The 21386-nt window shown below is 63.8% G+C and carries 8 protein-coding genes; all 8 read left to right on the top strand.

All coding sequences use genetic code 11. From position 1 onward, the window contains the following. Window positions 1-212 precede the first annotated feature (212 nt). The 8 genes from ACMU_RS19555 (at window position 213) to ACMU_RS10135 (ending at window position 21380) form a co-directional block, all read left to right on the top strand. Complete coding sequence (locus ACMU_RS19555; protein ID WP_051588249.1) at window positions 213-8513, top strand: type I polyketide synthase; 8301 nt, start codon at window positions 213-215, stop codon at window positions 8511-8513. Between the two features lie 12 nt (window positions 8514-8525). Continuing rightward, complete coding sequence (locus ACMU_RS10165; RefSeq protein ID WP_081805487.1) at window positions 8526-13283, top strand: type I polyketide synthase; 4758 nt, start codon at window positions 8526-8528, stop codon at window positions 13281-13283. Between the two features lie 17 nt (window positions 13284-13300). Next, window positions 13301-13591 (top strand): phosphopantetheine-binding protein, encoded by a 291-nt coding sequence (locus ACMU_RS10160; protein ID WP_035259202.1) that lies wholly within the window; start codon window positions 13301-13303, stop codon window positions 13589-13591. Window positions 13592-13790: 199 nt separating this feature from the next. After that, window positions 13791-15392 (top strand): alkaline phosphatase family protein, encoded by a 1602-nt coding sequence (locus ACMU_RS10155; protein ID WP_035259728.1) that lies wholly within the window; start codon window positions 13791-13793, stop codon window positions 15390-15392. Between the two features lie 31 nt (window positions 15393-15423). After that, window positions 15424-16290, top strand: coding sequence for an alpha/beta fold hydrolase (locus tag ACMU_RS10150; RefSeq protein ID WP_035259200.1), 867 nt, complete (start codon window positions 15424-15426; stop codon window positions 16288-16290). Continuing rightward, a complete protein-coding gene (locus ACMU_RS18785; RefSeq protein ID WP_236626236.1) occupies window positions 16287-18872 on the top strand; it encodes an NAD-dependent epimerase/dehydratase family protein in 2586 nt (861 codons plus the stop codon). The genes ACMU_RS10150 and ACMU_RS18785 overlap by 4 nt, the downstream gene beginning before the upstream one ends. Window positions 18873-18924: 52 nt before the next feature. After that, complete coding sequence (locus ACMU_RS10140; protein ID WP_081805485.1) at window positions 18925-20346, top strand: tetratricopeptide repeat protein; 1422 nt, start codon at window positions 18925-18927, stop codon at window positions 20344-20346. Between the two features lie 71 nt (window positions 20347-20417). Beyond that, entirely contained in the window at window positions 20418-21380 is a 963-nt protein-coding gene (locus ACMU_RS10135) for an NAD-dependent epimerase/dehydratase family protein (RefSeq protein WP_035259194.1), read from the top strand. The last annotated feature ends 6 nt before the right edge of the window (window positions 21381-21386 follow it).

Genomic DNA, 21386 nt, shown 5'->3' with positions numbered 1-21386 from the left:
GGGCTGTTAGGGCCCAATTTGCCCAGTTTCGTGCGTGTGTTGTTCCCGTGCGACCGCAGACCGTTTGTGCGTCTTGGCTGTTACAACTCTTTTCATACAATTGATCTTCTAAATTTGATGCGGATTCCCCTTGACCCGGGCTCATGGTTTTTCCCGGTAACAAAAATGACAACGGACAGTCCCGGCGAATGCCGCTTTCAGGAGCGTTACGGATGACGATTTTCTCCCACCAGTTCACGGTTCTTGCTTCGAACACTGCGAATATTCAGTCTGCGACACCGGCAATTGCAGCCAGTCGAGCAGGCCATGTTGGCATCCTGGATCTGGAGTTTGCCAGTGCTCAACAGGCGGCGGCACCCATTGCACAACTGGCAAAAGCAGCGCGGGGCCATTGGGGCCTGAAGCTGCGTGTTGGTGACGCGAAAGAGGTATATGACCGCTTTGCCGCGGATCTGGGTGATCTTGGCTGCGTTATCTACGTGGTCGAGGACACAAAAGGTTTGAAGCCCGCGATCACGGCGCAAAAGAAACTGGCTCCGAACTCGGTCGCCATTGTTGAACTGCGCGACGAGAGCTTGCTGGCCGATGTTTCGAAGGCCGGCGGAGACGCCCTGATTGCCAAGGGGCACGAGGCCGGGGGCCGGGTCGGTGACGAGACCACGTTCCTGCTGACGCAGCGATTGGTGCGCGAAAGCGACCTGCCGGTGATTGCACATGGCGGCGTGGGGCCGAACACAGCGGCGGCCTTGTTGGTTGCGGGTGCAAAGGGCGTGATGCTGGACTGGCAATTGGCGCTGCTGGACGAGGCCGGCGATACCGGCGCGATGGGCCGTGCGATCTCGCGCATGGATGGCTCGGAAACGCGCGTTCTGGGCGGCGATATGGGCCGCGGCTATCGCACCTTCTGGCGGGCCGATCACAAACCGGCGCATAAGTTGGCCGAGTTGGACATTCCCGGCGCCGATGCCGATGCCTTTGCCGCCTCGGTGGCGGATGCGGTTGATGTGATGGCGCCCGATGGTTCGGTCTGGCTGGTGGGGCAGGATGCAAGCTTTGCCCGCCGGTTTGCCGACCAATACGGCACGGTGTCGGCGGCGCTGAACGATATTGCCGCGCAGGCGCACGGGTTGGCCGCGCAGGCCGCGCAGGTACAGCCGCTGGCCGAAAACAGCCCGCTGACGGCGGTGACCGGCACCCGGTATCCGATCATCCAGGGGCCGATGACCCGCGTGTCGGATGTGGCCGATTTTGCCGTTTCGGTGGCCGAAGGCGGGGCGCTGCCCTTTTTGGCGCTGGCGCTGATGCGGGGGCCGGATGCGACGAAACTGATCGAAGAGACCAAGGCCAAGATCGGCGACAAGCCGTGGGGCGTTGGCATTCTGGGCTTTGTCGATGACGCGCTGCGCGAAGAGCAGACCGCGGTGATCGCCGCCCAGAAGCCGAAATACGCGCTGATCGCGGGCGGCCGCCCCGATCAGGCCGCAGCGCTTGAGGCGCAAGGTATCCCGACCTTCCTGCATGTGCCGTCACCGGGGCTTTTGAGCCTCTTCCTTGAGGGCGATACGCGCCGGTTCATTTTTGAGGGGCGCGAATGTGGCGGCCATGTGGGCCCGCGCAGCTCGGCCGTGTTGTGGCAACAGGCGGTGGACGCGGTTCTGGACCATTACGGGCCAGAGGGTGAGATCGACGCCGAGCTGATCTTTGCCGGCGGCATCCATGACGCGCAATCGGGCGCGATGGTGTCGGCTCTGGCGGCGGGCCTGGCCGCGCGTGGGGCCAAGATCGGCGTGATTGTCGGCACGGCCTATATCCTGACCGAAGAGGCGGTGAGGGCCGGCGCGGTTCTGGATACATATCAACAGCTTGCGCTGGAAAGTTCACGCACGATGCTGCTGGAAAGCGGCCCCGGCCACGCGACGCGCGTGGTGGAAAGCCCCATTGTGGACGAGTTCTTTGCCAAGAAGAAGGCGCTGCTGGAAAGCGGCGTGGACCCCGATGAGGTCAAGGACGAGCTGGAACATTTCAATGTGGGCCGCTCGCGCATTGCGTCCAAAGGTGTGGATCGCAACCCTGATTACGGCAAGGTCGACGGGGCCGAGAAGTTCATTGATATCAGCCAGGAAGAGCAGCTGAAAACCGGGGTATACATGATCGGGCAGGTGGCCAACCTGCATTCGAAACCCACCACGATTGCCGCGCTGCACAGCGCCATTTCAACCGAAAGCGCCGCGGTTCTGGCCAATTTCGCCGAGCAGCCCAAGGTGGCACCGGTGATCCGCGAGGGCGAGGGCAGCAAGATCGCCATCACCGGGGTGGGCACGATCCTGCCCAAGGCCGGTGATTTCAGCGCCTATTGGGAAAACATCCTGGACCGCGTCGATGCGGTGGACGAGGTGCCCGAACGCCGCTGGGACTGGCGCCGATATTTCGATCCCGACCGCGATGCGCCCGACAAGGCCTATTCGAAATGGGGTGGGTTCATTGACGAGGTCGATTTTGACCCGATCCGGTATGGCATCCCGCCGAATTCGATGAACTCGATCGAGCCGCTGCAATTGCTGGCGCTGGAAACCGTGCGGCAGGCGCTGGAAAACGCGGGCTTCAAGGATGGCCACATCCCCGATCCCGAGCTGCGTCGCAAGACGTCGGTGATCATCGGCGTGGGCGGTGGTGCCGGCCCGCTGGGGCAGAAATACGCGGTGCGTTCGTCGATGCCGGCCATTGCCGGCGGCATGAACGAAACGGCTGAGGAACGTCTGCCCGGCTGGACCGAGGACAGCTTTCCCGGCATCCTGCTGAACGTGATCGCGGGGCGGGTGACGAACCGGTTCGATCTGGGCGGGGTGAACTTTACCGTCGATGCGGCCTGTGGCTCGTCGCTGGCCGCCGTGATGATGGCCGCGCGCGAGTTGGAGAATGGCACCTCGGACATGGTGATTGTCGGCGGCGCTGACAGCTTCCAGAACCCGTTTGATTTCCTGGCCTTTTCCAAGACCAAGGCGCTTAGCCCGCGCGGCCGGTGCCGCACCTTTGACGACAGCGCCGATGGCATCGCTATTTCCGAGGGGCTGGCCATGATGGTGCTGCGCCGTCTGGATCAGGCCGAGGCCGATGGCGACCGTATCTATGCCGTGCTGCGCGGTGTGGGCGGCAGTTCCGACGGGCGTGACCTGTCGCTGACCGCACCCCGGCCCGAGGGGCAGGAATCGGCCCTTGTGCGCGCCTATACCCGCGCCGGCGTGTCACCGTCGACCGTGGGTCTGGTCGAGGCGCATGGCACCGGCACCACGGTGGGTGACCGGACCGAAATCACCAGCCTTTCCAAGACCTTCGCCGACTATTCTGATGCAAAACAGTTCTGCGGCGTGGGCTCTGTCAAGTCGATGATCGGCCACACCAAGGCCGCTGCGGGCTGTGCGGGCATGATCAAGCTGGCCATGGCGCTGCACCACCGGGTGCTGCCCTCGACCCTGCATGTCGAGGTGCCGAATAAAGGCGCGAATTTCGCCGAAAGCCCGTTCTATATCTCCACCGAAACGCGGCCCTGGATGGCGCCCGAGGGCACGCCGCGCCGCGCCGGGGTGTCGGCCTTTGGCTTTGGCGGCACCAATTTCCATGCGGTGCTTGAGGAATATAATGGCGGCTATCTGCCCAAGCATCAGGAGCCGCTGCGCCGCAACTGGACGCATGAGCTGTTGCTGTTCTCGGCCGCTGACAAAGACGCGCTGTTGGCCGATATCCGCAACGGGGCTGCTGCGCTGACCGATGCGGGGGGCGCGGTTGCCCTGCGCGACGTTGCCGCCAGCCTGGCCAAGGCGTTTAAGGCCGATGCGGGCGCGCGGTTCGCGCTGGTGGCCGCCTCGGTTGAGGATGCCGCGACCCGGCTGACCCGCGCCGCCGATGCGATCGCCGCAGGCGACGAGACCCTGCGCACCGTCGATCCGATGGGCGCCTTCTTCTCGGCCGAAGCGCCGCTGAGCACCGAACAGGTGGCGTTCCTCTTCCCCGGTCAGGGCTCGCAATATCCCGGCATGGCGGGCGATCTGGCCATGACCTTCCCCAAGGTGCGCACGACGTTGGAGGATGCCTCGGCCGCGCTATCGGGCCGCACGCCCGCGCCGCTGTCGCAACTGATCTATCCGCGCCCGACGCTCGATGAGGATGAGCGCGCCGAACAGGTTGAGGCGCTGAAACGCACCGACGTGGCGCAACCGGCCATTGGCGCGGTTTCTGTCGCGGTTCTGGACCTGCTGCGCGGCTTTGGCCTGAGCGCCGGGTCCGCGGCTGGTCACAGCTTTGGCGAGTTCTCGGCGCTTTATGCCTCGGGCGCTTATGACGCGCAGACCCTGCTGCACCTGGCCCATGCCCGCGGCTCGGCCATTATCAGCGCCGGTGGCGACGATCTGGGCGCCATGGTGGCGGTGAACGCAGGGGCCGAGGCGGTGCGCGAGGCGATTGAGGGGCTGGGTAACGTCACGCTGGCCAATATCAACGCGCCCGATCAGACGGTGATTGCCGGACCAACCGAAGCTATTGAAAAAGCATCGCAAATGCTGACCGAGGCCGGGTTTGCGGCCAAACGGCTGCCGGTGGCCTGCGGCTTCCATTCCGATTGTGTCGCCCCGGCGCGCAGCCTGCTGGCCGGCGAGCTGTCGCAGGTTGAGATGGCCGCGCCCGACATGCCGGTTTACGGCAACGCCACCGCCGCGCCTTATCCCGGCGACGGGGCGGCGATGCAGGCGCAATTGGGCGAACATCTGGTCAGCCCGGTGAATTTTGTCGGCTCGATCGAGGCGATGCACGAGGCCGGCGCGCGGCTTTTCCTCGAGGTTGGGCCGGGCTCGGTTCTGACCGGCCTGACGGGCCGCATTCTGGGTGACAAGCCGCATCTGGCCCTGCCATCCGACAAGAAGGGCCGGGCGGGTGCGCAACAGCTGCTCAGCCTGCTGGGTGGCGCGATGGCCGCTGGTCTGCCGCTGGATCTGGCGCAAGTTTTTGCCGGCCGGTCCGAGGGCGATCTGGACGTTGCCAATTGGGCGATCAAACCCGCCGACGACCCGCGTCGCGCCATGTTGTGGAAAGTGGATGCCGCCAATGTGCGCCCGATCAACGGCACGCCGAAACATCGCGGTTTTGCCGCCCGTATCGAAGAGGATCCGAAACCTGTGACCGATGCGCCCAAACCTGCGGCCCCGGCTGCGCCCGTTGCCACTGCGCCTGCGACCCCTGTGAACGCACCCGCCGCCCCCATGGCGGCCCCGCAACCTGCCGCAGCCCCGGCGGCGCGGACGGCCCCCGCCGTGACGGGAACGGGCGCCGAGGCGGTGATGCAGCGCCACCAGGAACTGATGACCTCTTTCCTGGAGAACAACCGGGCGATCATGATGCAATGGCTGGGCGGCGGGGCTGCGATGCCCGCCATGCCGACGATGCCGCAACCCGCGGCAGCCATGCCCACGCCGGCCCCGGCGCCGCGTCCCGCCCCGGCCGCAGCACCTGCGCCCGTTGCCCCGCCCGCTCCGGCAGCGGCGGCCCCGAAACCTGCGGCGGCCCCGGCTGCACCAGCGGCCCCCGCGCCCGCAGCTGGTCCAACTCTAACCGACGCAACCGTAACGGCGGCCTTGTTGGCACTGATCTCGGACCGTACCGGCTATCCGCAAGACATGCTGGACCTTGATCTGAACCTCGAGGCCGATCTTGGCATCGACTCGATCAAGCGGGTGGAAATCCTCGGTGCCTTGCGCGGTGATCTGCTGCCCGATGCGGGCGAAGCCGCGCGCGAGAAGATGGGTCCGGTCAGCCGTGAACGCTCGGTCCGTGGGATCGTGGCGAAATTCATGGACGTGGCGGCCGAGTTTGCCGCACCCGCCGCCGCGCCAGCGGCGGCCCCCGTGGCGGCGCCTGCGCCTGCGGCTGGCCCATCGCTGGACGAGGCGAGCGTGACGGCGGCGCTGTTGGCGCTGATCTCGGACCGCACCGGCTATCCGCAAGACATGCTGGACCTTGATCTGAACCTCGAGGCCGATCTGGGCATCGACTCGATCAAGCGGGTGGAAATCCTCGGCGCGCTACGCGGCGATCTGCTGCCCGATGCGGGCGAAGCCGCGCGCGAGAAGATGGGGCCGGTCAGCCGCGAGCGGTCCGTACGCGGGATCGTGGCGAAGTTTATGGAGGTCGCGGCGGAGTTCACCGGCGGCGCCGCGCCAGCGGCGGCCCCCATGGCGGCGCCGACGCCCGCTGCTGGTCCATCGCTGGACGAGGCAACCGTAACGGCGGCGCTTTTGGCGCTGATCTCGGACCGGACAGGCTATCCGCAAGACATGCTGGACCTCGATCTGAACCTCGAGGCCGATCTGGGTATCGACTCGATCAAGCGGGTTGAGATCCTCGGCGCCCTGCGCGGCGATCTGCTGCCCGATGCGGGCGAAGCCGCGCGCGAGAAGATGGGCCCCGTCAGTCGCGAACGTTCCGTGCGCGGGATCGTGGCCAAGTTTATGGAGGTTGCAGCAGAGTTTACCACATCCGCCGCCGCGCCAGCGTCGGCCCCCGTGGCAGCGCCGGCACCTGCGGCTGGCCCATCGCTGGACGAGGCGAGCGTGACGGCGGCGCTGTTGGCGCTGATCTCGGACCGCACCGGCTATCCGCAAGACATGCTGGACCTTGATCTGAACCTCGAAGCCGATCTTGGCATCGACTCGATCAAGCGGGTTGAAATCCTCGGTGCCTTGCGCGGCGACCTTCTGCCCGATGCGGGCGAAGCCGCGCGCGAGAAGATGGGACCGGTTAGTCGCGAGCGTTCCGTACGCGGGATCGTGGCGAAGTTTATGGAGGTCGCGGCGGAGTTCACTGGCGGCGCTGCGCCAGTTGCGGCCCAAGTGGCCGTTGTCGCCGAAACCGATACGCCGAAAGTGGATGCCGACGCCTGGGGCGCGCGGTTCGTAATGGTCCCGCAAGAGGTCGCCATACCCGAACCCGCCGAATGGGTGACGCCGGGCGCGACCTATGTGCTGACCGATGACGAGGCCGGGGTGGCCGCCGGCATCGCCAAGGCGGTCGAGGCCAAGGGCGGCACGCCTTTGGTGCTGAGCGGTGTGAATCTGTCGGATGACGCGGCGCTGCGACAGGCGGTGGACAAGATCAAAGGCAACGCGGCGGGTTTGATCCATTGCGCTCCGCTGCGCGTGGTTAAACCGGTCAGCGAGATGACGTTGGAAGATTGGCGCGGGTCGGTCGACACGGCGTTGCGCGCGCTTTACGGCCTGCTGTCGGCGCTGGGGCCCAGCCTCAGCACCCGGGCCGACGCGGTGGTGATGTGCGCCACGCGCCTTGGCGGTGGCTTCGGCTTTGAAGGCACGGTGCCGGTTGCACCGGCCGATGGCGGTGCGCCGGGGCTGTTGAAAACCGTGTCCAAGGAATGGGACCAGGCGCATGTGCGCGCGGTGGATTTTGCCACCGATGCCACGCCCGAGGCGATGGTGGACGGCATGCTGGCCGAGGCGGCGCGGCGCGATCCGCTGGTCGAGATTGGCCTGAAAGGCGATGCGCGATACGGCCTGTTTGCCGAGAAACGCGCCATCGACGCGGCGGCGGCTGAACGTCTGCCGGTGGATGGCAGCTCGGTCGTGCTGGTGACTGGCGGGGCGCGCGGTATCACCGCGAAGATCGTCAAGCATATGGCCGCCGCCAGCCAGCCGCGCTTTGTTCTGCTGGGTTCGTCACCCGCGCCCGAAGGCGATGAGGCGGCGGAATTGTCGGCCGCCGACACGCCGCATGCGCTGAAGGCCGCGTTGATCAAGATGGCGCAGGCGGCGGGCAAAAAGGTCAGCCCGGCGGCGATTGAGACCGAGTTCCGCGCCGTGACCAAAGCGCGCGAAATCCGCGCGGCGATGGCCGAGATTGCGGCGCTGGGCAGTGCGGTGGAATACCTGCAATGCGATGTGCGCGACCCGGGCGCCTTGGGCGCGGTGGTCGAGGATGTCTATACCCGCCATGGCCGCATCGACGGGGTGCTGCACGGCGCCGGCGTGATCGAGGATAAGCTGATCCTGGACAAGGAATTGACCAGCTTTGACAACGTGGTGCGCCTGAAAACCGAAAGCGCGTTTGTGCTGTCGAAGGTGCTGCGGCCCGAAAGCCTGAAATTCCTGGTGTTCTTTACTTCGGTAGCGGGCCGGTTCGGCAATCGCGGGCAGGGCGATTATGGCGCGGCGAACGAGACGGTGTCGAAACTGGCGCGCGTGCTGAACGCCGAATGGCCCGGCGCGGTCACCGCGATCAGCTGGGGCCCGTGGGACAGCGGCGGCATGGTGTCGGACGAGATCAAGGCGCAGTTCAACGCCATGAAGATCGAGCCGATTGACCCCGCCCATGGTACCCGCGCGCTGGAGCTGGAAGTGACGCGCGGCGCGGCGGAAGAAAGTGAAGTGGTGTGGGGGCGCGGCCCGTGGGAGGATGATATGACCGTCCTGCTGGAGACCTATCGCAAACCCCCGGCGCGCAAAGCCGCGGAATAAAGCAAGGCAAGAATGTCGATGCCCGATCTGAACGAGCCCATCGCCATTATTGGCATGGATTGCATCTTTCCGCAGGCGCCTGACCGGGTGTCGTTCTGGCAGAACATCCTGAACAAGGTGGATGCGGTGGACGAGGCGCCGGCCGATTGGCATGGCGATCTGTTCCTTGACCCCGACAGCCGCGAGAACGACCGGGTCTATACCACCAAGGGCGGGTTCCTGCGCGATCTGGCCACGTTTGACCCGCTGAAACACGGGGTGATGCCGACGGCGATTGACGGCGGCGAGCCGGACCAGTTTTTGGCGCTGGAACTGGCGGCGCGCTGTCTGGAAGATGCCGAGTTTGATGCACGCCCCGTGGATGGCGAGCGGGTGGCGGTGATCCTGGGCCGGGGGACCTATATCAACCGCGGCTTCACCAGCGTTGTGCAGCACGGCATCATGATCGACCGGTTTCTTGATGTGCTGAAGAAACTGCATCCCGATACCGAGGCTGCGGAACTGGCGGCGGTGAAGAAGGAACTTAAAGCCTCGCTGCCGCCCTTTAACGCCGAGATTGCGCCGGCCCTGGTGCCGAACCTTGTGTCGGGGCGCATTTCGAACCGGCTGGATTTTAAGGGCGCGAATTACATTATTGATGCGGCTTGCGCCTCGTCGTTGATCGCGATGGAGCGTGGCATGGCCGACCTGCGGTCGGGCCTGTGCGATATGGCGATTGTGGGGGGGGTGCATGCCTCGACCCCGGCGCCGATTTATCAGATTTTCTGCCAGTTAGAGGCGCTGTCCAAGCAAGGATCGATCAAACCGTTCTCGGCCGAGGCCGATGGCACCTTGCTGGGCGAAGGCGTTGGCATTCTGGCGATCAAACGCCTGTCGGATGCCGAAGCGGCGGGTGACAAGATCTATGCGTTGATGCGCAGCGTGGGCGTGGCGTCAGACGGCAAGGGCCTGGGCATTCTGGCCCCCCGGATCGAAGGCGAAACGCTGGCGCTGGAACGCGCGTATCAGCAAAGCGGCCTCGACCCCAAATCGGTGGGGTTGATCGAGGCGCATGGCACCGCGACATCGGTGGGCGATGCGACCGAGGTTGAGGCGCTGGCAGGCCAGTTTGGCGGCCGCGCGTCCGAGGAGCCCGAGGTGGCGCTGGGCGCGGTCAAGTCGATGATCGGGCATTGCATCCCGGCCTCGGGCTCGGCCGGGCTGATCAAAACGGCGATGGCGCTTTATCACCGCACGTTGCCACCGACGCTGGTGGACACGCCGAACCCCGATCTGGGCATCGAGGACACGCCGTTTTACCTGAACACCGAGGCGCGCCCGTGGATCCATGGCGAGGAAACGCCGCGCCGCGCCGGGGTGAACGCCTTTGGCTTTGGCGGCATCAACGCGCATGCGGTGATGGAGGAATATACCGGTGCGCCGCAACCCGCGCCGCAGCTGACGCGCAGTTCCGAGGTTGTGGTGCTGGACGCCGCCGATGGCCCGGCGCTGGTTGCCAAGATCGCGCAGGTGGTTGACACGCTGGCCGCGCCCGAGGTGACGCTGGCCGCGCTGGCGCGCCAGGTGAACGCGCAAAGCGGCGATGGCGACTGGCGGGCCGGTGTGGTGGCCGCCGACAAGGGCGAGGCCACCGCCAAGTTGCAAAAAATTGCCGATCGCATTGGCGCGGGCAAGAAGAAGCTGAAGGACCGTAAGGGGGCCTATCTGACCTCGGCCCCTTTGGCGCGGGAAGGCAAGGTGGCCTTCATGTTCCCCGGTGAGGGCAGCCAGCATATCGGCATGCTGCGCGAGGTGATGTTGCATCACCCGGAAATGCGCGGCTGGTTTGATCTGGTGGATGGCGCTTTTGCCGGGCATCCGCGCGCGCTGAAGCCCAGCCAGGTGATTTACCCGCCCTCTTACGTCGCCGCCGAGGGTGAGGGCCTGTGGCGCATGGATATTGGGCCCGAGGCGATTTTTGCGGCAAATCAATCGGTTGCGGCGCTTTATGACAAGATCGGCCTGCGCGCGGATATGGTGGTTGGCCATTCCACCGGCGAATACTCGGCGCTTTATGCCGCGGGCGTGACCAGCCGCGAGGACCCCGCGCAATTGCAGGCCGAGATGCGGGCGCTGAACGACGCTTATGAACAGATGTCGGCCGAGGGCGTGATCGCCGAAGGCGCGCTGATTGCCATTGGCGCGGTGGACAATGCCAAGCTGGACGCGGCACTGGCCGGGCGCGACGATGTCTATCTGGCGATGGACAATTGCCCCAATCAAAAAGTGATCGCTGCGTTCTCGCCCGCGGCGCGCGACTGGGCCGAGAAACTGGCCGGCGAGCTGGGTGGGTTCGGCGAGGCGTTGCCGTTTGAACGGGCCTATCACTCGCCCGCCTTTGCCGAGTTCACGAAGCGGCTGGAGGGGTTCATGGCGGATATGGCCATCAGCGCGCCGTCGATGCCGTGCTATTCCTGCCTGTCGACCGAGCCCTTTGGCGATGCGGGCGACGACATCCGCAAGCTGACGGCGGCGCAATGGTCGGGGCGGGTGCGGTTTACCGAGACGATCCAGCGCATGCATGACGATGGCGCACGGATTTTTGTGGAATGCGGGCCGCGCAACAATCTGACGGCCTTCACCAACGATATCCTTCGCGGCAAACCGCATGTGGCGCTGGCGATGGACACGCCGGGCCGGGTGGGGCTGGACCAGCTGAACCATTTCATCGCGCAATTGTCGGTAGAAGGGGTGGCGTTGAACGCCGAAGCCTTCGCCGCGCCTGAAGAGGCTGTTAAGGCCGATGAAGGCCCCTCGCGCCCGCAGGTGCTGAAAATGGGTCTGCAGCCGATGGAACTGACCAATGTGCCGCCGCGCAAGACCAAGCGCGCGCCCGAGGTTGCGCCCGCCGCCCCCGAAGCCCCGCGCGCGCCTGAACCCCAGGCGCCGGTTGCCCCGTCGGCATCACCGCAAGAGGCGCTGGTGGCGTCTTATTTTGATACGATGGAACAGTTTGTCAGCGCCGAACGCGACATCATGTCGGCCTATTTTGGCGCCTTTACCGGCGAGGCCCCAAAGGTGGCGGCCCCCGACGCCGCGCCGCAGCGGTTCCCGATGTTGCAGACAACCGAGCGGGCCGCCGATGGGCGCAGCCTGACCGCGCGGATCGAGATCGACACGGGCCGCGCGCCCTATCTGCTGGACCACAGCTTTGGCCGCGATATCTCGATGCTGTGGCCCGATCTGTCGGGCCTGCCGGTGGTGCCGCTGACCTTTACCATGGAGGCGCTGGCCGAGACCGCGGCGGCGCTGTGCCCCGAGATGGTGGTGGTCGCGATGAACGAGGTTCGGGCCAGCCGCTGGCTGGCGCTGGACCGGCCGGTTCTGGCGTTGGAAGCCACGGCGGAGTTGAAGGAACAGGGCGCAGTGAGCAAGGTTCACGTGCGCCTGCGCGCCGCCGATGGCCCGGCTTTGCGGCCCATTCTGGTGGAGGCCGAGATCGAGCTGGCGGCCGAGCGTCCCGCCGCACCTTTGGCCGAGCCGCTGAGCTATGACGCCCATCGCGGCGCCTATTGGTCGCTGGAAGATGTCTATAGCCGCATCATGTTTCACGGGCCGAAACTGCACGCCATCGAAAACATGGATCTGGCCAGCGGCGATGGCTGCGAGGGTGTCTTGCAGGGGCTGCCGCTGGACACGTTGTATCAGGGGATCCCGCAGCCCTATTTCGAGACCGACCCAATCACGCTGGACGCGGTGGGGCAACTGGTGGGCGTGTGGTCGGCCGAGAGCCTTGACGAGGCGTTCCACATCTTTCCGTTCCGGGTGGAGCGGCTGGAGATGTTCCGCGCCCCGCTGGCGCCGGGTGAAAAGGCGCGCTGCCGCTGCAAGATCGACCTGATCGGTGACGATGAGATGTCGAGCTATATCGACGTAGTCAGCGCCGATGGCCATCTGCAATGTCGTATCCACGGCTGGTGGGACAAGCGGTTCAACCTGCCGGATCGGTTCTTTCAGGCGCGCCTGGCACCGTCGGTGAACCCGGTTTCGGCGGTGATCGAGGCCGGCGATGGGCTGGCGCTGACGGCGGTCACCGATATCTCGACCAGCTTGCTGGAAGGCAGCGGCGGCATCTGGGCCAAGGTTCTGGCCGGGCTGCAGCTGTCGCCGTCGGAGCGGTTGGAGTGGGACGGTCTGGCCGACGCGACCGAGAAGCGCCGCTGGGAATGGCTGCGCGGGCGCGCAGCGGCCAAGGATGCGGTGCGTGCGGTGACCGGATTGGCATTTTGCCCGGCGGATGTCGAGGTGCAGCCCAGCACCGACGACACCCCGCCAATGATCGGCCCAAGCTGGCCCGAGAGTTGGGGGCAGGCGCCCCTGATCTCGATCAGTCACAGCGGTGAATACGCCATCGCAGCCGCGGCAGACGCCACAAAATATGCGGGTGTCGGCGTGGATATCGAACGGATCGTACCGCGGGACGAGGCGTTTCTGGCCACGGCATTCACCACGGCCGAGCGCGGCTATTTGGCGCAAGCAACGTCTGGTGCAGACCGTGACAGGCTGGCTGCGGCGATGTGGTGCGCAAAAGAAGCAGCCGGCAAAGCCTATGGTGCGGGGCTGGCGACGATGTTTGACCGGTTTGAAATCACGTCAATCACGGGTGACGCAGAAGGGTTTCAGGTATCCGAAAAGAGCGGCGGCACCCTTGTCAACGTGCGTGTAGTAACGGAGATTGTGCCCGAAACCGTAGCTGTTGTGGCTTTGAGGCCGCGATCGGGTGCGCATTAGAAGAAGGATTGTGAGAGATGGCAGCAGTAACATATGACGACGCGCTGGCAGCGCTGCAGGAAATTTTCGAAGATCTGGAAGACGATTTGGACGGAGATGGCGGCGAATTGTCGGCCGATTCCAAACTGATTGACCTCGGGATGGAATCCATCAGCCTTGTCTATCTGATCTCTGAGCTTCAGCAATCTTATGGGTTGGGCGACGCGTTGTTCCGCAAGATGCGCGACGAGAACACGATGCTGGTTGATATGACCGTTGACGACATTCTTAAGTCGGTGGTCGAGCTGAGCCTGAAGGCGTCAGCTTAAGTGGACGAAGACCCGGGACGCGGGGCGGCCCGGTGATGGGTGAGAATTGTTAAGAGGTTGCAAAGGCGTATTTCAGAGTTGTCCCGGTCCTTCAAACGGCTTTGAGCCTGACCAAGACAACGGTTCCTTTGCGATCAGAGATTACAACACGTGACCCATGGGGCATTGGCTTCGTGGCGACAAAGGATGGAACGCAATTATGGCAGATACCAAAATCCGCACCCTGCTGATCGGGCTGGATGGCGCAACCTATGACCTGCTGGATCAACTGGTGGACGAGGGCGTGATGCCCAATATGGGTCGCATCATGAAAGACGGCGCGCGCGGTATTCTGAAATCGACCATCCACCCGCTGACCCCGCCGGCCTGGACCACGATGACCACGGGCCGCACGCCGGGCAATCACGGGGTGTTCGACTTTATCCGCGTTGACCGCGATGGCGACAAGCCCAGCTATACGCTGGCCACCTCGGCCGATGTGATGGTGCCCACGATCTGGCAGATCGCCAGCCGCGAGGGGCTGCGCGCCACCACGCTGAACTTCCCGGTCAGCTTCCCGGCCAAGCCGATTGATGGCGTGGTGATCCCCGGCTATGTGCCGTGGTCCTATCTGGGCCGCGCGATCCACCCGCGCCCGGTCTTTAAGATGCTGAAGGAAAAGGGCGTGTTCAAGGCGTCCGAGATGTCGACCGACTGGCAGCACGAGCGTAAGGCGGTGCAGGGTCTGGGCGAGAACCAGCTGCAGGATTGGGTCAACTTCCACATCGTACGCGAGAAACGGTGGTGCGATATCCTGCTGACGCTGATGGACGAGGAACCGTGCGAACTGATGGCGGTGCTGTTTGACGGCGTCGATCGTATTCAGCACCTGTGCTATCACCTGATCGACCGCGCGACCCGCGATCAGTATCAGACCGAAGACGCCAAGAAGACCACCGAACTGGCGCTGCAATATTACCGCGATGTCGACAATTACGTGCAGGCCATGATCGACAAGGCCGGCCCGGACGCGCAGGTGATGATCGTGTCGGATCACGGGTTCACCCGCTCGGGCGCGCGCATTTTCTATGCCAACACCTGGCTGGAGAAAATGGGCCTGTTGGACTGGGTCGATGGCACCCCGATGGACGATCAGGGCCGCGTGGCGCTGGACGAAAACACCGAGGCCTCGACCCTGATCAACTGGGACACCACCAAGGCCTATGCGCTCAGCTCGTCGTCCAACGCGATCTTTATCCGTCAGGCCAATGGCCCGGACGAACCCGGCGTGCAGCCCGAGGAATACGAGGCGTTCCGCGATCAGATGATCGAGGACCTTCTGGCGCTGAAAGACCCAGATACCGGCAAGCCGGTGGTGATGCATGTGTTCAAGCGCGAGGATGCCTTCCCCGGCACCTATACCGACCGCGCGCCCGATATCACGCTGATGCTGCATGATTACAGCTTCCTGTCGGTGCTGCGCGCTGATGAGGCGATCAAGGACCGTCAGGTGCCTTATGCCACGCACCACCCCGATGGCATCTTCGTGGCCACCGGCCCTGGCATGGCCAAGGGCAAGGCGCTGGATGACCTTTATATCGCCGATGTGGCGCCCACCGCGATCTATTCGCTGGGGCTGGCCATTCCGTCGGATATGGAGGGCAAGCTGTGCGAGGCGACGTTTGACGACGCCTACCTGGCCGAAAACGCGCCGCGATACACAGATGTGGACGAGTTGAAGGGCGATACCGACACCTCGACCCTGGATGCCGAGGCGCAGGCGCAGATCAAAGAGCGGCTGAAATCGCTCGGTTACCTCTAAACGCATGCCCCGGGCGACCCTTCGCGGGCATATGATCCATTACCAGCAGACGGGGCAGGGCCCCGATATCGTGCTGGTGCATGGGTTGTTCTGCAACATTGCTTTTTGGTGGTTCCGGGTGGCGCCGAAACTGGCGGAAACGCATCGCGTGACCGCGCTGGATCTGCGCGGGCACGGGTTCTCGGCGATGTCGGGCGAGGGGTACCGGGCCACCGATCTGGGCGCCGACGTGGTGGCGTTGATGCAGCATCTGGACATCAAGGATGCCCATCTGATCGGTCATTCCTTTGGCGGTGCCGTGGCCTTGGCGGCGGCGGTACAGGCGCCCGATCTGGTGACCAGGCTGACGCTGGCCGATGCCTGGGTGCCCGCGTTGCAGGCGATGCCGCCCTTGAACGATGGCGCTGCGTGGCAACGGCTGCGCGCCCGTCTGTCGGCCCGCGGGATCGAGGTTGAGGGCGAGATGCCGCGCGTTGCGCAGGCGTTTTTCGAGGAAATGCTGGATGCCGAGGATGACGGCGCCGGTGCCGGCGGTGCCGGGGCGTTTGCGGGCATTCAGGCCGGCAATGGCCGGCAGCGCCCAACCCGCGCCATGCGGCGCTGGCGCGAATTGATGGAACGCACGCCCGCGAACCGTCAGTTCCGCGACCCCGGCGGCCTTGGCCCCTTGGAACTGGCGCGGGTCTCGCGGCCGGTGGATTTGGTTTATGGCGGGCGCTCGCGGTACCTGAAAAGCCGCGATGGCCTGATGCGGCTTTTGCCGCAGGCCCGCCGGATCGAAGTTCCAAATGCAGGTCATTACTTCCCACTGCTGCGGCCGGACGCTTTCCTCGGCGCCCTTGGTCGTGCTAGTTCGGAACAAATGGGTGTCGCCCAAGACGGGACAGAACAGCCGTGACCACAGAATGTGAAGGTGGAGAGCAGAACGTGTCGAAAGAAGCGGGGACGGGGCTGAACGCCGGTCAATTCCGGCAACTTGCCAAGAATGGTATCGGCGATCCGTCAAACGCCTATGTGCATGGTATGGAATGGTTCGAGGGTCGGCTGTATTGCGGGATGACCCGCAACTCGTTCAAATTGCTGAAGCTTTTCCCTCCGATTGACCCGCCGGCGCTGGACCCGTGGGTGGTGGACGTGCCGCCCTCGGTCGAAGATCTGGACATGCAGGGCCAGATCTGGCGCTGGACGCCGGAAACCGACAGCTGGGAAATGGCCTATCGGTCGCCGCTGATCCCGGGCAAGCACGGCAAACCGGCGCCGCGCGATCTTGGCTATCGCGGGGCGCGCGTGTTCCAGGGCATCAACGACGAAAAGCCGAACCTTTACGTGTCGACCATGTCGACAGTGCTGCGCGGCTGCGCGGCGCATGTGCTGCGGTCCGAGGATGGCATCAATTTTGAACCGGCCTGCGAGCCGGGCATCGGCAACGACAATATCTCGACCTTCCGCGAACTGGTCAGCTTTGACGGCTACCTTTATGCGCCGCCCGCGGGCGAGGGGATCCAGTTCAACTCGAACCGCACCGGGGTGATCAAACGCTCCAACGACCCGCGGCCCGGCAATTGGGAAGTGGCAATGGATCTGGGGTTTGGCGACCCCACGAATAACGGCGTGTTCATGATGACCACCGCCAACAATCAGCTTTATGCCGGGACCTTCAACAATTACGAAGGCTATCAGGTCTGGACGACGCCCCCTTGCGGCGACGGCCCACTGCAATGGCGCAAAGTGATCGACAAGGGCGCCTATCGCGGCCCGCTGTCCGAGATCGCCATGGGGATGGTCGAGTTCAACGGCGCGCTTTACGTCGGCTCGTCGATCCAGAACGGCGGCTATGACCGTACCAACCTTGTGGGCCCTGCGGCGGGTGAGATCATCCGCATCTGGCCCGATGACAGCTGGGACCTGCTGGTGGGCCTGCCGCGCGACACGCCGGACGGAATGAAATACCCGCTGTCGGGCATTGGGCCAGGCTTTGACAATATCTTCTCGGGCTATACGTGGCGCATGTGCGTGCATGATGGCTGGCTTTATGTCACGACCTTTGACTGGTCGGTCTTCCTGCAATACGCGCACCGCCCCTCGCCAACTGCCAAGAAACTGGTGGGCGCGCACAGTTTCGAGCAGATGGCCGAAGTGGGCGGCGGGTTCGAAATGTGGCGCACCAAGGATGGTGTGAACTGGATGCCGGTGACGATCAACGGCATGAACAACCCCTACAATTACGGCGGCCGCACGATGGTGTCGACGCCCAAGGGGCTGGCCGTGGGCACCGCCAATGTCTTTGGCGGCAAAAGCCCGGCGCGGTTTGCCTCGCGCTGGCAATATGTCGAAAACCCTGATGGCGGGACCGAGATCTTTTTGGGCGACCCCAGCCACCGCGCCTATACCCTGCCGAAACCGGCCAAGGTGCGCGATGATGGCGTGAAGGTAGATATCGCGACCACGGGCGCCACGGGGTACATCGGCAAACACCTGGTGCCGCATCTGCTGGATGCGGGATACACGGTGCGGTCGCTGACGCTGCCGGGCACGGCCAAGGATATCGACCCGCATCCCAACCACGAGGTGATCGAGGGGTTCCTTGAGGATGACGCGGTGCTGGACAAGCTGGTGGACGGGGCCGAGAAGGTGCTGCATATGGCGGCGCGTCTGGGCGGTTCCTGCGCGGTTGAGCCATTGCGCGAGACCAACGTGCACGGCACGCATCAGCTGCTGCGCGCGTGCAACCGGTCGAACGTGCTGAAACGGTTCATCTTTTCCAGCTCGGTCGCGGCCTATCAAAACCAGTTCAACGAAAAGGAATGGCCGATCCACGAAAGCCACCCGGTGCGCGTGGATGGGGGGCAGGACCTGGCCGATTACGGCATGACCAAGGTGGCGGGTGAGAACCTGTTGCGGTTTTATGGCCGCAAGCATGGCTATGAGCATTCGATCCTGCGGTTCGCGCTGGTTTACGGTATTGGCGATCCGCTGGTGGACCTGATGGTGCGCGAGCAAGCCTCTAACGCCGATTTCGGCGAAGGACAGGGCAGCGAACAGCCCCGCCAGTTCGTGCATATTGACGACGCGGTGGAATCGATCCTGCGCGCCTGTTTCCAGGACGAGGCGGCGAATGAAACCTTCAACGTCGCGGGGCCGGATGTCATCACCTATAAAGACATCGGGCGAATGACGCGGATTGCCGTCGGCAAGCCAAAGAAAGAAGACCTGGACCCGGACCGCAAACGCGTTTGGCGCCGCTATCAGCAGCAATACGATATTTCCAAGGGCAAGACCCATCTGGGGTTCCGTCCGTCCATTCCTTTCGCCGAAGGGCTGCGCCAGATCATCGAAGTGGTTCAGGACGAAGGTAAACTTCCGCGTCCCGCCGCGAACCAACCTTTGGTATTTGAAGGCGCAAATGATATGTTGGTTCCCGAATTCGGGGGGACCAAGACCGACAAAGATAAAGATTCAGAACAACCAATTCAGGCATAAAAATAGAATACGGCTGCGCAGAAACGTGCAGTGACGCATAGTGGAGAGAGAAATGTCGAATACTGAAGAGTGGATGCCGAACGTCGAACAGGTCGCGAATGACCAAGGTCAGGCGATGCGTTATGTGCGCAGCCTGATGCGTGAAGGCCGCAACGACGAAGCCCGCGCTGAGTTGCAGAACATGATCGACCAGGACCCATCGAACCTGCGCGCCATTCTCGCCTATGGCATGTCGTTGCAGCGGGACCGCCGCTTGGAAGACGCAGCCCAGTATTTTGAACGCGCCATGTCGGTTGATCCTAATAACGCTACCGCGCCCCTGATGGCCGCGTCTGTGGGGGTACAGGGAAACAATCCCGAATACGCCGAGACCCATTTTCACAAGGCGCTTTCGTTGAACCCAAGCTCTATTCCTGCGCTGACCGGTCTGGCTTCGCTGCATCGTCGCAACGAAAAGCCAGAGGCCGCGGTGGAAGTGTTGGAACGCGCGGTGGAAATCGACCCGCAATCGGTACGCGTACGCCGTCAGTTGGCAACGGTTTTGGCCGGCATGGATCGTCAGGACGATGCCAAGGCGCAACTGGAATTTGCAGTTGCCGCCAACCCGGGTGACCGTCAGTCGGCGCTGCAGCTTGCAACGCTGTGCCACCGCACCGGAGACAATGACCGCGCCGAGGCTGTTCTGACCGGGGCGTTGGACACCACCCCGCAAGACCTGCGCCTGTTGATGGCGCTGGGCAGCACGAAGCTGGTCAAGAAAGACTATGCCGGCGCCGAAGAGGTCCTGCGCAAAGCTGTTGATGCCCCGCGTATGGCTCCGGGCCCGCGGATGCAGGAACGCTTGGAAGCGATGGGCGAACAGGCGCAGCAGCGCCGCGAGGCATTTCATGAGCGCCGCAATCGCCGTCGTCGTCCCAGCACCACGGCCCAGATCGCATTGGTTCGGGCTCTGATCCCGCAAAAGAAACTTTCGGAGGCGCGCGAGATTCTGTCGTCGATCCCTCGCAACAACTTCCGCGCTGTGATCGTGCAGCGTCTTTATGGTGACGCTTTCGCCGAAGAAGGCAACTTTGAAGCGGCGGTTCAGTCTTACCGTGCCGCTGTGCTGACTGCGAATGACGGTGAAAAGATCTTGGCCAAGATCGATGCAGCCGCCGGCGACAAGCCAGCCACCGGGAAAGCATCGCTGAAGCCTTACCTGGACGAGTTCGACCGCCGCGCATCGGGCGAGGATTTCGATCAGGAAGCTGCCGCCGAGCGCCGCCGCAACCAGTTCGAACGCCGCCGTGCCGCCGCAGCCGAGCGTCGCGAACAACGTCAGAGCCGCCTGCAGCAGTTCCGCCAAAACGGTGGCTTTCAGGGCATGGCCCAGGCCGCTCAGCAGAACCAGGGTGACGCGCCTGATGGCGGTGCCGCACAGGCACGTCCCTTCTGGCAGGCCATGATGGCACGTCGTCAGGGCAATAACGGCTGATCCATTCAAGCGAATAACCAAAAGAAGCCGGCCTGTGATCCATCAGCGGGCCGGCACGTTCGGAGGCGAAGGTGAAAGTACTTGTAACCGGTCCCAGCGGGGCAGTCGGGCAATATGTGCTGGAGGTCATGATGACCACCGGCTACGACGTGCGCGTCTTTGTTCTGCCGGATGCAATGCACCGGGTAAACTTCCGCGATCGGATCGAAATGGTGCCGGGGGAGCTGTCTGATCGCCAGGCACTGGAGGAAGCCATCGATGGCATTGACATGGTGTTTCACACCGCTGTCATCGCCCCGCCACCCTCACGCCGGCCCGAAGATCTGCACGCGGTAAACGTTACGGGCACGCGCAACCTTCTTGAGGTTTGCGCCGGCAAGATTCAGCGCTTCGTCTTTACCAGCTCGAACAACGTTTATACGCCGCACAGGTCACCGGCCATGTGGCCACTGCTGGATGACGCCCCGCGTGAGGCGCATGGCAGCCCACAGCAGGCGGCAGCCGGTGAAAGCCTGATCGCAGCCGAGGACTTGATTTTCGAGGCCGCCGAGCGGGGTGAAATCGACTATACCATCCTACGTCCCACGCAGGTGGCGGGCCGTAAATGTCCGTTTATCGAGCAAATGATCATCTCCACTCTGCGCGACAGTGACAACCTGGAAGGTCAGCGCCGCATGTGGGACATGATGCAGTGGACTCATGGTTCGGATATCGGACGCGCGGCCACGTTGGTGGCCACTGATGAACGCGCCCGCAACCAGTGCTATACCGTTGCCGGGGACGAGCCCATCACCATCTACGATGTGCAGGCCAAGATGTGGGACATCATGAATTTCGGCCAGACGGATAACCCCTATACCGAGATCGCGGCGGCCAATAATATCGGCCTTCCCAAGTTCAGCGCAGAAAAACTCAAGGCGCTTGGATGGGTGCCAGAAGTTGGCGTGCAGCAATGTATCGCCGAAGTGCTGGGCCGGTTGGAATTTTATGCCTCGACCGCGATCAAGATGCCCGAATACATGTTGGAAGACTGATCGGGC

The organism is Actibacterium mucosum KCTC 23349 (assembly GCF_000647975.1).
GTDB lineage: Bacteria > Pseudomonadota > Alphaproteobacteria > Rhodobacterales > Rhodobacteraceae > Actibacterium > Actibacterium mucosum.
Note: the sequence above shows the minus strand (reverse complement) of the source record. Positions and strands in the feature narration are given on the sequence as shown.